The organism is bacterium (assembly GCA_021372615.1).
GTDB lineage: Bacteria > Armatimonadota > Zipacnadia > Zipacnadales > UBA11051 > JAJFUB01.
On record JAJFUB010000050.1, the window covers coordinates 17110 to 30630 of the forward strand.

The window sequence follows — 13521 nt, forward strand, 5'->3', positions numbered from 1 at the left end:
CTCTACAGTACTTCGGCTAGCGAGGTGACGGCCTGCTCGCCCGCCCCCTGATTGGCAACGGCGGCATAGTCGGCGACGGCCTCGTCACGGTTTCCGGTCTCGCGGGCGATGTCGGCCATCGCCAGCAGCGCCTGGTGCCGGGAGGCGCCGGTGCGCGCCTCGGCCCGCAGCACGCGCGCCGCCTCCTGGTAGTGATAGCGAGTGACTTCATCATCGCCCACGGACTCCGACCGCAGGTCGGCCAGCGCCTTGTGGGCCAGCGCCCGCGGCATCCGGCTGGCACTCTTCATGCCCAGCAGCCGCCGGTAGTTGGCATCGGCCTCGGCCAGGTTGCCCCGTTGTCGCTGGACATCGCCCGCCGCGAGCAGGGCCTGGGCCGCCGGGGTCGTCCCCGGGTACGCCAGCGCCACGTTCTCCAGGGCCGCGACCATCAGGTCGGGGTCACTCTCCCGGGCATGCCGCCGCACCGCGTTCAGGGCCGCGACGGCCCGCTTCTCGGCATCCGTTCGTGTTGGCGCCGGCACGGGGGCCACCGACGCTCTGACCAGGGCGTTCCCGGTCCGGGCCGGGGTACGCACGGTCCGGCGCGGCGCCGGGCGTGACGTGACGCGCACCGCCGACGCGGCCTCGTCACGCCGTCGCGCCCCCGCGCGCACTACCGGCATGATGGCCATCGCCACCGGCGAGGCGATTTCAGCGGGCGCCACTGCGCGCAGAGGCGTCTGCCCGGGGACCGCCTGCGGCAGCATCACATGCAGAGCCATCAGCAGGCAAGCAGCGGCGGCTACAGCGGCGGCCAGACTCGGGGCGTGGCGGAAGATCAGTGTCGGGGCGGAGGGGTGGGTGCGCAGGCGATGCAGCGTGGTCGCGGCCAGGTGCTCGGGCACGGGGGCGGGGGCCAGCTCGGCCAGCAGTTGCTCGATCCGCGCCAGGCCCTCCAGCTCGTGGGCGCACCGCGGGCACTGTGCCAGATGCCGCTCCAGCAGCTCGTGCTGCTGCAACGGCAGCTCGTGGGCCAGATAGGCCGGCAATTGGCGGCCAAACCTACAGCGCATCAACCTCGTCACCCATGACCTTCTCGAGCCAAACACGGAGCTTGGCTTTGGCGCGATGCACGCGCGTCTTCACGGTGTTGACCGGCAGGTGCAACGCCGCGGCGGTATCCTCGTATGTCATGCCGGCCAGGCCGTGCAGGACGATGACCGACCGGAACGGCACCGGCAACTGCGCCACGGCTTCCTGCACGAGCTGTTGCACCTGGCGCCGACTGACCTGCTCCAGCGGCCGCCCCTCGGCGCTGATGGGCTCGGTGCGGTCGGCCGCGATCTCTTCCCACGACTCGGCCTGGCGGCGTCGCTCGCGGCGCAGATGATGCAGGCACACCCGCATCGTCAGCCCATGGATCCATGTCGTCAGGCTGGCCTCGCCACGGAACCGCGGCAGGGAGCGCAGTACTTGCAGCAGCGCCTCCTGTGCCAGGTCCGCCGCGCGCTCAGTGTCGTGGGTCATGTGATACGTCACATTGAAGACCCGGCCCTGGAAGCGCTGGATGAACGCCTCCCAGGCGGTGTGGTCGCCGGCGATGCAGGCGCTCACCAGCGCGGCATCGGCCGTGCTGACGTAGCGCGTCGCGGTCTGCTGCGCCACCCACTGCGGGGGAGCAACCAGGGCCTCGCCCTGAGGTCGCCCCTGCAGGTGCAGAGCGCCCGCAGCCAATTGGGCGGCGTGTTCCGCCATCGCCTCATGTCCGCCGGTGTCCCGGGTTGTCTGACGCTGCCTGCTCATCGGGTCTGTTGCCTGTGATGCGGCCGTGGTTCCACTGCTACTATCTTACATCCTGCCAGCCGGGCTTGCCAAGGGCGAGTTGGGGCGTCCCGAAGCCGGCGCGACGGCCCCGTACCTAGGGCGGGGTGTCGGCGTAGCCGACGGGGACCCCGCCGGGAGCGCCGCCGGAGCAACGGAGGCATGTTGGCGGGGGAGTGTGGGAGTCGAACCCACCCGGGACCATCTCTGACCCCACACCGGGTTTGAAGCCCGGGAGACCCACCGGGACCCTGACTCCCCCGACACCGTCTACGGCTTCAACACCCGCGCGTCCCCCTCCCGCCGGGTATAACCGATCTGGTCGAAGTACTCCAGCGCGGCCAGGGCGTACTTGCGCGACACGCCCGCCTCGTCCCGCAGGTGCGCCACGGTGAGACTGCCGTGCCGCTCGATGAGGTTCCGCACGCGCTCCCGCAGGGCCTGCAAGGGCTCCGCATGGACCGTGACGCGGTCGCTGAGCCGCACCAGAATCTCCTGCTCGACCAGCGCTGTCATCACCGAGGAGAACACTCCTGCCGGCACCCGCAGTTCCTCCCGCACGTCATCCTCGGCGGGGGTGCTGAGACCGGCCCGGCGGTATAGAGCCTCCAGGCGTTCCGCCAGCTTCTGCTCCGCGGGCGGCAGCTCGATGCGCCGGTCGGCGAGCCGCACCCGCACCTCGCGCCGCACAAGCACGCCGGTCGCCTGCAGGTCGCGCAGCAAGTAGTCGAGGACCGGCCGGGGCGCCCGCTGCAGGAACTGCGACTGCAGTTCGGGCAGGGGCATCCACAGGCGGGCCGGATGCCGCTCGTAGTAGGCTCGCAGGAGACCGACCAGCCGGTCGCGCTGCTCGTCCAGGCGCTCCCGGTGCAGGACCTGCCCGTCGCCCAGGCGGACCGCCTCCCCCTCCTCCAGCAACTCCGCCACGGCCGCCTCGACGGCGGATTCCGGCTGCCCCGTGTCGAGCACCAGGCCCTGCAGGCTCCGGGGCTCGCGGGCGTCGCGCAGGGTGCGGGCGACGACCTGCCGGGCATCGCCCTCCAGTTCGGCCAGCCCGGTCATGAGGTCCTCATCGAAACGCCGGTGGCGCGGCGGGGCGGCATCGAGAATGGCGCCGCCGCCGATGGTCATGAGGGGGGAGAAGGTGCGCACCACGAAACGGTCGCGCGCCACGGCGACGGCCGCGCGCTCCAGCGCGAACTGCACCGTCGCCGTGTCGCCCGGGGCCACACGCTCGCGATCCAGCAGTGTCACCCGGGCGATGACCTCATCCGTGCCGAGATGCAACCGGACGCGCGCCCGGTGCTTGAGTTCGTCGGCCGAGGGCAACAGGAAGAGCTGGGCATCCAGCCGCGTGGTGGGTTGCAGCGACCCCGGCGCCCCCGCCGTCTGGCCCCGGCGCAGGTCGTCCTTCTTCAGGTCGGGCACATTCAGCGCCGTGCGCCGCCCGGTCCACGAGCGCGGCTCCTTCTGTCCGTGCACCTGCACTCCCCGCACCCGCGCCGTCAGTCCCTCGGGGAACACCTCGACCTGGTCGCCCACCTGCACGTGCCCGGACAGCACCGTCCCGGCGACCACCGTGCCGAAGCCGTGCATGGTGAACACGCGGTCCACGGGCATGCGGAACACCCCGCTGTCCTGGCGCGGCGTGACTTGCCTCGCCAGGTCCGTCAGCGTCCGGCGCAGGGCCTCGATCCCGGCCTGCGTGACGGCGGACACAGGGATGATGGGGGCTTCGGCCAGGAAGCTGTCGGCCACGAAGGCCCTGATCTGCTCGGTCACTACCTGCAGCCGCGCCTCGTCCACGAGGTCGGCCTTGGTCAGGGCCACCAGCCCGTGCTGCACCCCCAGCAGGCGCAGGATGTCCAGGTGCTCGCGCGTCTGCGCCGCCACCCCCTCATCGGCCGCAATGACGAGCATGGCGGCATCGAGGTTGGCTGCCCCGGCCACCATCGTCCGCACCAGCCGCTCGTGGCCGGGCACGTCAATGAAGACGATCTGGGCCTCTGTAGGGCGGGGGCTCGTACCCCGCCCCTCCGGTGGGGCAGTAGGGCGGGGGTACGCCCGACACTCCTGTCGGGCGCCGCCGAGCGGCATGAAAACGAACCCCAACTCGATTGTGATCCCCCGCCGCTTCTCTTCCTCCAGCGTATCGGCGTCCACGCCCGTCAACGCCTTCACGAGCGCCGTCTTGCCGTGGTCTATGTGCCCGGCGGTGCCGATGATGACTTGTTGCTGGGTGTCCGGTGGTGGCATGGGCGCGTGAGTCATTCCTCGCCCCCCTGGCCTGGGCCTGCCCGGTCGGGCAGGAGACGGCGCGGCGAGACGGGAATTGTGGTGTTCTCGTGTGCTGAGGAGGCCGTGCCATGAGGCACCGCATTGCCCTGATCTGCCTGCTTGCCGTTGGTGCCGCCGGCCAGGCCGCGCCCGTGTGGACCAAGTTCGTGGCCCCGGACAAGTCGTACTCGTTCCACTACCCGACCGGGTGGAAGGCGGGGGTGGGTGACCTGGGGATTCAGGTGGACGAGACGACCACCGGCGAGCAGTTGCTCGCCCTCAGCAGCAAGACCGAGCGGGACGAGACGGCTCAGGCCGTGACGTTGCGGGTCATCGAGACCCTCCAGCGAGTCGAGCCATCACTCAAGCTGATCCAGTGGGACGAACTGGGAGACAAGGGCGAGTTTGCCCTGGCCAGGATCGCCTATGACGAGGCGGACAGGCCCTTCACCGGCAACGCCCTGGTGGTCCTGAGCGACGAGAGTGCCCTGTGGTTCAGCTATGCCGCCGCGGAGGCGGACTACTCGCGCCTGCGCGCCAAGGCCCTGCTGGACGGCTTCATCCACTCCTTCGCTGATGGCCCAGGCAGCAAGCGGCCGGAGGTCGCGATCCCCGAGCTGGAAACGGGGCGGCTGGACCGGAACGCGCGTGCCTTCATCTTCGTGGTGGAGTTCGGCTGCGGCACCGCCTTCACCGAGGCCCAGGAGCAGGCCCTGCGGGGCGAGGTCGTAGCGGCGTGGGCGGAGACGCCTGCAGCCCGGCGCGCGCAGTATGACCAGTACCCGGCGCTGATGAAGGTCATCCTGGCGCTGAAGCAGGACGACCTGGCCACCCTCCAGGGGCAGATCAGGCAGAGCCTGCAGGAGATCCTCGCCGAGAGCCAGACCAGCCCTGCCATCGCCACCATTCGGCAGCAGATGGACAAGAGCAACCGGGCCCTGGTGGCGGGCACGCCGCCCCTGTCCGCGGCGGCGGCAGACGGCTACGCCGAGCTGTGGGCCTTTGCCGAGGCCCTGGGCAAGGACTCTACCGCCGGTCCCGAGGACATCTCCCCATCGGTGGTCGAGAGCACGCGCGCCGGACTGCTGAAGAGTTGGCCGGCGTTCACTGACGCGGACAAGCAGGCGGTACTGGGGGCTCCCGCCCTGTGGATGGCGGTGCGCATGACCTTCCGACAGGGCACCGCCGAGGAGAAGCAGCAGGTCCGCGCCAGCCTGAAGAAGCTGGTGGAGGCGCAGACCAGCGCCCCGCCCGCTGCCACCAGCCCCGGCGGCAAGCCGACCTCATCGGGCGGCTCCGCGACGGAACTGGGGAGACGGTACCTTGCCCACCAGACCCTCATGATGATGCAGCAGCAGACCTTCAATACCTACATGTGGAGCCGCGGCTTCCCCGGCTGGACACCCATGGGCAAGATGTGGTAGGCACGTGGCCCGGGCCGCCGCTGTGCGGCCTGGCATCCGGAACCGACGGCCTTCTGCCAGCCGTTGACACGGTGAAGGGGCCCGCGCGAGGAGGGGCCCCCAGACGCCCATGAGGATATTGCGCTTCGTACCGCTACTGCTGTGCTGGTCGGCCTGGCCGGCCGCGTCGTCGCCGCTGTTCGTCGCGTCGTGGACGCCGGAGGTCCTGCCGTCATCTCCCGCGACGGCAGACAGCGCGCGGCCGCTCACTTTCCGACTGCCACCCGAGTACCTGCCGGCGCGCTTCCGCGGTCGGTGTCTCACCCAGCGCCCTGTGGCGCTCGAGGACAAAGTGATCGCCCTGACCTTCGACGACGGCCCGGACCCCGACATCACGCCGGCCATCCTCGACACGTTGGCGCGCTACCACGCGCGGTCCACGTTCTTCGTGGTCGGGGAGCGCGGCAAGCGCTGGCCGGACCTGATCCAGCGCGAGGCGCGGAGCGGCCATGCCGTCGAGTCCCATTCGTTCAGCCACCCGAGTGAAGACGTGAACCTCTGGCATGCCGGCCGCGAGCTGCAGCGTGCCGGGATCGTCATCACCCAGTGGACCGGTCGCGCGCCGACGCTGTTCCGTCCGCCCTGGGGCAGCACCGAGATCAACATGGCCCGCGTCGCGCGCCAACGAGGTCTGTGTGTCGTCAAGTGGACCCTGTGCGCGGGGGACAACCCGCGTCTGACCGCCGCCGAGATCGTCGTAGCGGTCACGCGCAACCCGCGCCCTGGCGACATCGTCCTGCTGCACGACGGCCGCGACCGGCAGCAGACTGTGCGGGCGCTGCCCGAGGTACTCCGCCGCCTGAGCGATGCGGGCTATCGTTTCATCACCGTCCCCCAACTGCTGCGGCGCTGGGACAGCGCCCTCACCCGGGAGGAGCGCCGTCACGCTCGACGCCCGGTCCGCCTCAGTCACCATACCCCTGCGCATGACAGGTCCGGCTAATGCGACGCTTCGTCCCGGTGGTGGCTCTACTCGTAGCGTTGGCGGGGGCGGGCGGCGCGTGGCATCTGGTCAGCAAGCCGACGGCCTCGGTCCGACCGGCGGTGGCTCCCGCTGCGGCGGCGCCTCCGCAACCGGCCTCTCCCGCGGCGGGCAAGCGACCTGCACCTGCCTCCCTTGACGTCCCTGCCCGCTACCGGGGCCAGATCATCCGCAAGCGGGTCCGCCACTTCCCGGACAAGCTCCTGGCCCTGACCTTCGACGATGGCCCCGACCCCCAGATCACGCCGCTGGTGCTCAAGGCCCTGGCCCAGCACGACGCGCACGCGACGTTCTTCGTTCTGGGCAAGTGCGCCCGGCGCTGGCCGGCGCTGGTCAAGCAGGAGGCCGCCGCCGGTCACGCCGTGGCCAGCCATAGCTACAGCCATCCGTCTCGCACCAGTCCGGCCGAGGCCCGCAACGAGCTGGACCGCACCTCGGCGCTGATCGAGCAGGCCCTTGGCCTGCGCCCGCAGCTCTTCCGCCCACCCTATGGCATCACGAACGGCAACCTGTGCCAGACCGCGCTCAGGCGGGGCTACACCGCCGTGTTGTGGACGATCAGCACTGCGGACTCCAACCCCATCGGCCCTGAGGTCATCGCCCACAACGCCATCCATACCCCCAACCCCGGCGACATCGTGCTGATGCACGACGGCGCCGGGCATATGGCCTCGGCCCGGGCCCTGCCGCAGATCCTCCGGGAGCTGTCCGCTACCGGCTTCCGGTTCGTGACCATGCCCGAACTACTTCAGGCCTGGCAGCGTTGGCAGGCCGGACAGCAGACCCCCGCCCATGCCCAGCCTTGACCTCGTGATCGGTATCAGTTGCCTCCACTACGAGTGGCAATCGCTCGAGGAGGCCTTCGCGCGCGTCCAGGAGTTCGGCTTCGGTGTCATCGAGTTCAGCACCAACCGCCTGGCCGGGGCTGACTACGCCCGCTGCGCGGAGCTGGCTGCGGCGACCGGCCTGGGCCTGAGCCTGCACGCCTGGAACGACCCCGCCGGCCAGGCTCCGGACTGCGCGATGGCCGAGCTACGGGAGACACTGGCGCAGTGCGTGGCCATGGGCGCCACCCACCTGGTCGTCCACATGGGCGCCCACCCCACCCGCGCGCTGGGGCTGCAGCGCCTGGCCGAGACGTGCGCGGGCGTCGCCCCGGACTACGAGCAGGCGGGCGTGGTGCTGTGCCTCGAGAACCACTATCCCTACGACTACCACGGCCTGCACGAGCTGGGCGGCGACCCGGACGACTTCCTGGCGGTGTTCGGGCAGGTCAACTCCCCTGCCGTGCGTTTCTGCCTGGACTACGGTCACTCCCACATGGCAGGCAATACCCCCGACTTCATCACCCGTCTGGCTCCGTGGCTGGCGTACACCCACATCGCCGACAACCTCGGCGAGCACGACGACCACCTGGCGCCCGAGGACGGCACCGTGGACTGGCCGGAGGTGCTGGGGCAGACGCTGCAGACGGGCTTCCGGGGCCCCTTCACCATCGAGTTCCCCGAACGCGGCGACCCGGGCCGCTTCTACCGATTTCTCCAGGTGCTGAAGGCGGCGGCCGGCTAACGGCGAATACGGAGCAAACGCGTAGGTGGGCGTGTCCTCACGCCCGCGGCACGGACATGCGGGCGTGAGGACACGCCCGCCCACGCGACGAGGACCACGCGACCGACAGGAGAGACACCTTCATGCCCTTGCGCAACATCTACGAGATGATCGGCAAAGAGAACCAGGTGCGCGGCGGCGACGGCACCTGCAACGAAGCGGCCGTCTTCAAGAACGACGAGCTGCGCACGAAGCTGCTGGGCATCGGCCTCACCAGCATCCACCCCGGCGCCAGCATCGGCGTACACCCGCACGACGACAACGAGGAGATCTACCTCATCCTGTCGGGCCATGGCATCGCCACCATTGACGGCCGCGAGCAGCGCGTCCGCCCCGGCGACGTAATGGTCAACCACCCCGGCTGCAGCCACGGGCTACGCAACGACGGTGACGAGGAGTTGCGCATCTTCGCCTTCGCCGTAGCGACAGGCTAGACCAGCGGTCGGGAGGGCGCTTCATCCTCCGGTAGCGCGGGCGGCCTCGCCCGCGCGGCGGGGACGGGCAGGCGGGCCGCCTGCCCTACGCGGGAGGAGGGGCAGTCCCGTCGAGGACGCAACAGCAGGCACAACGCTCTTCACCCCGGGAGGACTCACATGGCCATCCAGGTCAACACGCTCTGCGTACTTGGCGCCGGCACAATGGGCACGGGCATCGCCCAGGTGGGCGCCCAGGCCGGGCTCCGCGTACATGTCATCGAGACGAACGAGGAGGCCGTCCCGCGCAGCCGCAAGCGGCTGGACAAGTCGCTGCAGGGCGGCATCGAGCGCGGCAAGCTCACCCCCGAGCAGGCCGAGGAGGTCAAGCAGCGGATCACCTGGGGCGGCGACTACGCCGTCGTCGCCGAGGCCGACTGGGTGATTGAGGCCGTGTTCGAGGACGTAGAGGTCAAGCGGCAGGTGTGGGGGCAGGTGGCCCAGCGCGTCCGCGACGGCGTGCCCGTGGCCAGCAATACCTCCACCATGCCCATCAAGTCCCTCGCCGCCTTCTTCGGTCAGCCGGAGCGCTTCGTGGGCATGCACTTCTTCAACCCCCCGCCCGCGATGAAGCTCGTCGAGGTCATCCCCTCCGACCAGACAGCACCCCAGGTGACCGAAGCGGCCGTGGCGCTGTGCGAGCGCATGGGCAAGACGCCGCTCCTCGCCCCGGACATTCCCGGCTTCATGGTCAACCGCGCTTTCGGGGCGCTCGTGGCGGCGGCGGCCGAGGTGTGGGCGCTCGGCGGCGAGCCCGCGGCCATTGACCAGGCTCTTGAGCTGGGCCTAGGCCACAAGATGGGCCCCCTGCGCACCTCGGACCTCGTCGGCCTGGACATCATCAAGGCCGTCCACGAGTCCCTGACCGAGCTAACCGGCCACGATCGCTTCGCCCTGCCGCAGCGCTTCTACGACGAACTCATCAACCAGGGCAAGCTAGGGGTCAAGAGCGGCGAGGGGTTCTACAAGTACGAGGAGTAGGGACGGGGGATGAGGGGACGCAGGATGAGGGGACGCAGGATGAGGGGATGAGGGGATGAGGGGATGAGGGGATGCGGAGGGCGTGGGAGCGGTCACCGACCGCGACCGGCTGGCGCGATGGTCGCGTGGGCGCGCGTGTCCCCACGCGCGCTGGGCCCCTGACGAGGCATGGCCCGCGGTCTGTACACTACACACCCGGAATGCGCGTAGGTGGGTTCGTCCCCGAACCCGCACGGCTTGCGGGTTCGAGGACGAACCCGCCTACGCGGTGAGCGGACCGGACGACCTCCGCCGCCGCATCCCAAGATCACACGAGGGCGACCAACCACCCCCATGAAGATCGTCACCGCGCCCGAGGCCGTCGCGCTCATCCCCGACGGGGCTGCCGTCGCCGGCATCGGCTTCGGCATGATCCAGACCCCCGAGCACCTCCTGCGCGCCCTGGAGCAGCGCTTCCTGGACACCGGCCACCCGCGCGACATCAGCTACATGCACTCCGCCGGGCAGAGCGACCTGCAGGGCGGCGGGGTGGACCACCTGGCCCACGACGGCCTGCTCAAGCGCGACATCGGCGGCCACTTCCGCATGGCCCTGGGTCTCGGCCAGATGATCCTTGAGGACCGCGTCGAGGCATACAACTTCCCCCAGGGCGTCATCGCCCTGCTGTACCGCGAGATCGCGGCCAAGCGCCCCGGCCTCATCACCCACGCCGGCCTGGGCACCTTCGTGGACCCGCGCCTGGAGGGCGGGAAGATGACCCCGCGCACGACCGAGGAGCTGGTGCAGGTGGTGGAGGTCGGCGGGCGCGAGTGGCTCTTCTATCCGGCCCTGCCCCTCGACTTTGGCCTCATCCGCATGACCGCCGCCGACCCGCGCGGCAACCTCACCCACCGCCGCGAAGCCTGCCTCATGGAGGCCATGGCGGCGGCGATGGCCGTCCACAACAGCGGCGGCAAGGTCATCGCTCAAGTGGCGGAGATCCTCGACGACCCCCTGCCGCCCCATGAGGTGGACGTACCCGGCCTGTACGTGGACGTCGTCGTCGTCGCGCCCCCCGAGCACCACCGGCACACCGGCGACCGCGACTTTGACCCGGCGTTCATCTCCCCAGCCGTTCCCCTCTCCGGAGCGCAGCAGAGCGGAGCGAGGGAGAGGGCTGAGACCGCCTGCGGTCTCCGGGGTGAGGGCGCCGTTGCCATTCCCCTCTCCGGAGCGCAGCGAAGCGAAGCGAGGGAGAGGGGCAGGGAGAGGGCTGAGACCGCCTGCGGTCTCCGGGGTGAGGGCGCCGTTGCCATTCCCCTCTCCGGAGCGCAGCGAAGCGAAGCGAGGGAGAGGGGCAGGGGTGAGGAGCCGTTCGCCTCCCGCTCGCAAACGCCAACACTGTCACTCCCCCTCCTGCCCCTCGACGAGCGCAAGGTCATCGCCCGTCGCGCCGCCATGGAGCTGTTTGACGGCGCCACGGTCAACCTGGGCATCGGCATGCCCGAGGGCGTGGCCTCGGTGGCGTACGAGGAGGGCCTCTTCGACCGCCTCCACCTGACCGTGGAGTCCGGCGCCATCGGCGGCGTCCCGGCCGGCGGGCAGTCCTTCGGCGCCTCAGCCCACCCCCTGGCCCTCATCAGCCACGCGGACCAGTTCGACTTCTACAGCGGCGGCGGGCTGGACCTGACCTTCCTGGGACTGGCCGAGTTCGACCACCATGGCAACGTCAACGTCAGCCGCTTCGGCCAGATCGTCGCCGGCTGCGGGGGCTTCATCGAGATCAGCCAGAACGCCCGCGAGATCGTCTTCTGCGGGACGCTCACCGCCTCGGGCCTGCGGACGCAGGTGGCGGACGGCGTCCTGCACATCGTGCAGGACGGCAAGCTCACCAAGGCGCGCGATCACGTGCAGCAGGTGACGTTCTCGGGCGCGGAGGCGTTGCGGCGCGGCACGCCCGTCAAGTACGTCACGGAGCGCTGCGTGTTCGAGCTGCGCCCCGAGGGCGTGACGCTCACGGAGATCGCGCCCGGCATGGACGTGCAGCGCGATATCCTGGCCCACATGGAGTTCGCCCCGGCGATCGCCCCGGACCTCAAGCCCATGGACCCGCGCCTGTTCGGCGAGGCGAAGATGGGGCTGGGGTAGCCGTTGGCGGGGCACGAGGGCGCACACTGCCGCGACGCTCTGACCGCCCGCCACCATCCGCTTGGTGCACCCTCCCGGAGGGCTTCGCCGTGAAGCCGCTGGTTCGCTATGATGCCCGTTCCTCCCCTGACGACCGCTGGGCGGCGGCAGCGGGGCTGACCCCGCAACTGGCTTTCGTCGCCTACACCGACGGCCCCCAGCCCGTGCGCCCGTGCGTGGACACGCTGGACTGCTACGAGCTGGACTACGTGCTCCAGGGGCGCCTGGATGTGTGGCTGGGGGAGGCGCACGTGCCGGCCACTGCGGGGGACATCGTCATCATCCCCCCGGGCACGTTGCACGCCGAGGCGACGCCACCCGGCGTCGCCTCGCAGATCATCTTCCTCGGGGCCAGCTTCCGCAGCGACACCGGCCGGGCGCAGCGCTATCCCCAGCCCCTGGCCCGGAGCCTGCACCTGGGCTGTGGCCACCTCGTGGAGCAGCGCCTGAGGCAGATCATCGCCGAAGTCCACGAGCGCCAGCCCGGCCACGAGACTATCGTGCGCGCCGCCATCGGCGAGATCTTCTGCCACCTGGCGCGCGCCTCGTCAGGCCTGAGCGCCCCCGAAGTCGAGTTGCACGCCGCCAGCCTCCAGCGCTTCGGCGAGCAAGCCCAGAGCTACCTGCGCGACCACCTCGCCGAGCCCCTCTCGCTCGATGACATGGCCCGCCAGTTCCACCTCAGCCGCCGCTACTTCGGCAAGCTCTTCCGCCGTGCCACGGGCCAGACCCCGCATGCCTTCCTGACCGACCTCCGCCTGCACCGGGCGGCGGAGCTGCTGCGCGACCCGGCGCTGAGCATCAAGCAGATCGCCGCGCAGTGCGGCTTCGACGATCCGTACTACTTCTCGAAGGTCTTCAAGCGCCAGAGGGGCCAGGCGCCCTCCCACGTCCGCCGCGGGCCGTGATCCGGCGGCGGATTTCCAGGCTCTGGTCGCTTTTCTCCATCCCCCTCACCGCCGCCGAGCGATATGATGGCCCGAGACACTCGCCCGTGACCCGGAGGCCTGCCATGACCAGGAAACAAGCCTTCCTCACCGCCGTCCGCGGCGGCACGCCCGATGTCGTCCCCGTCGCCCCGCTCATCCACTGCCGCTATGCGCACCAGCGCCTCGGCCGCTCCGATTGGAAGGCCGTCTTCGAGGTCCACCAGCAGCTCGGCTCGTGCCACCACCGCGGTCCTATCGGCCTCGGCTGCGCCATGAAGCTGCCGGAGGGCCTCGGTAGCACCAGCCGCCTGCTTGAGGAGACGCCCGAGGGCCGGCGGACCACTGAGATCATCATCAACACGCCCCGCAAGCAGCTCGTGGGGCGGCAGGTCACGGGCATGATCCCCCATGACCCGCTGGTGGGCAAGACGACCGTCTACCCGGTCCAGTCCACGGAGGACTGGCTGGCCTACCGCGACCTGGTGGAGCTGCAGCGTGAGGGTCTCGGCGACCCCGTCCTGGACACGGTCGAGGAGGCCGTCGCCTTCATGGGCGAAGACGGCATGCCCAGCGTCGGCCTGGGGCCCGCCTACACGTCGCTGGGTTCCGTCCGCGGCATGCAGGACATCATCATGGACTTATACGACACCCCCGACCTGATGGAGGACCTCCTCGCCCTCCAGCGCCCGCTCAACCTGCGCTGTGTCGAGGGCTTCGTCCAGTCCTCCAGCCCCGTGGCCTGGCTGGACATCTGCTGGGCGACCGGCTCGGGCCTGAGCCCGCAGATGTTCGAGCGCTGGGCGATGCCGGACGTATACGCCGCGATGGAGATCATCAAG

At 70.3% G+C, this 13521-nt stretch carries 12 protein-coding genes and 1 tRNA gene; 9 read left to right on the forward strand and 4 right to left on the reverse strand.

Annotation, left to right across the window (positions count from 1 at the left end):
- Nucleotides 1-2: 2 nt before the first annotated feature.
- From LLH23_08020 to selB, 4 genes are all read right to left on the reverse strand, one after another.
- Nucleotides 3-1055, reverse strand: a complete 1053-nt coding sequence (locus LLH23_08020) for a zf-HC2 domain-containing protein (protein MCE5238426.1) — start codon at nucleotides 1053-1055, stop codon at nucleotides 3-5.
- A complete protein-coding gene (locus tag LLH23_08025) occupies nucleotides 1045-1785 on the reverse strand; it encodes an RNA polymerase sigma factor (protein ID MCE5238427.1) in 741 nt (246 codons plus the stop codon). Before LLH23_08025 ends, LLH23_08020 begins: the two co-directional genes overlap by 11 nt.
- 184 nt (nucleotides 1786-1969) lie before the next feature.
- Nucleotides 1970-2065, reverse strand: a tRNA-Sec gene (locus LLH23_08030).
- An 8-nt stretch (nucleotides 2066-2073) separates the two neighbouring features.
- The gene (gene selB, locus LLH23_08035) at nucleotides 2074-4059 is read right to left on the reverse strand and encodes a selenocysteine-specific translation elongation factor (GenBank protein MCE5238428.1); all 1986 of its coding nucleotides are present in this window, start codon (nucleotides 4057-4059) and stop codon (nucleotides 2074-2076) included.
- Nucleotides 4060-4169: 110 nt separating this feature from the next.
- Here selB and LLH23_08040 point away from each other — a divergent pair, with 110 nt between their 5' ends.
- The 9 genes from LLH23_08040 to LLH23_08080 form a co-directional block, all read left to right on the forward strand.
- Nucleotides 4170-5504 carry a hypothetical protein gene (locus LLH23_08040; protein ID MCE5238429.1) on the forward strand — a complete coding sequence of 445 codons (1335 nt, stop codon included), beginning with the start codon at nucleotides 4170-4172 and terminating at the stop codon, nucleotides 5502-5504.
- Between the two features lie 109 nt (nucleotides 5505-5613).
- Nucleotides 5614-6486 carry a polysaccharide deacetylase family protein gene (locus LLH23_08045; GenBank protein MCE5238430.1) on the forward strand — a complete coding sequence of 291 codons (873 nt, stop codon included), beginning with the start codon at nucleotides 5614-5616 and terminating at the stop codon, nucleotides 6484-6486.
- Nucleotides 6486-7331: a polysaccharide deacetylase family protein gene (locus tag LLH23_08050; GenBank protein MCE5238431.1), complete on the forward strand. Its 846-nt coding sequence runs from the start codon at nucleotides 6486-6488 to the stop codon at nucleotides 7329-7331. The genes LLH23_08045 and LLH23_08050 overlap by 1 nt, the downstream gene beginning before the upstream one ends.
- A complete protein-coding gene (locus LLH23_08055) occupies nucleotides 7318-8094 on the forward strand; it encodes a sugar phosphate isomerase/epimerase (GenBank protein MCE5238432.1) in 777 nt (258 codons plus the stop codon). Before LLH23_08050 ends, LLH23_08055 begins: the two co-directional genes overlap by 14 nt.
- A 122-nt stretch (nucleotides 8095-8216) precedes the next feature.
- Nucleotides 8217-8567, forward strand: a complete 351-nt coding sequence (locus LLH23_08060; protein MCE5238433.1) for a cupin domain-containing protein — start codon at nucleotides 8217-8219, stop codon at nucleotides 8565-8567.
- A 159-nt stretch (nucleotides 8568-8726) separates the two neighbouring features.
- Nucleotides 8727-9587: a 3-hydroxyacyl-CoA dehydrogenase family protein gene (locus LLH23_08065; protein ID MCE5238434.1), complete on the forward strand. Its 861-nt coding sequence runs from the start codon at nucleotides 8727-8729 to the stop codon at nucleotides 9585-9587.
- Nucleotides 9588-9920: 333 nt separating this feature from the next.
- Entirely contained in the window at nucleotides 9921-11714 is a 1794-nt protein-coding gene (locus LLH23_08070; protein ID MCE5238435.1) for a hypothetical protein, read from the forward strand.
- An 89-nt stretch (nucleotides 11715-11803) separates the two neighbouring features.
- Complete coding sequence (locus tag LLH23_08075) at nucleotides 11804-12661, forward strand: AraC family transcriptional regulator (protein MCE5238436.1); 858 nt, start codon at nucleotides 11804-11806, stop codon at nucleotides 12659-12661.
- 104 nt (nucleotides 12662-12765) lie between these two features.
- Nucleotides 12766-13521, forward strand: a 756-nt coding sequence (locus LLH23_08080) for a hypothetical protein (GenBank protein MCE5238437.1), incomplete at its 3' end; no start/stop codon positions are given.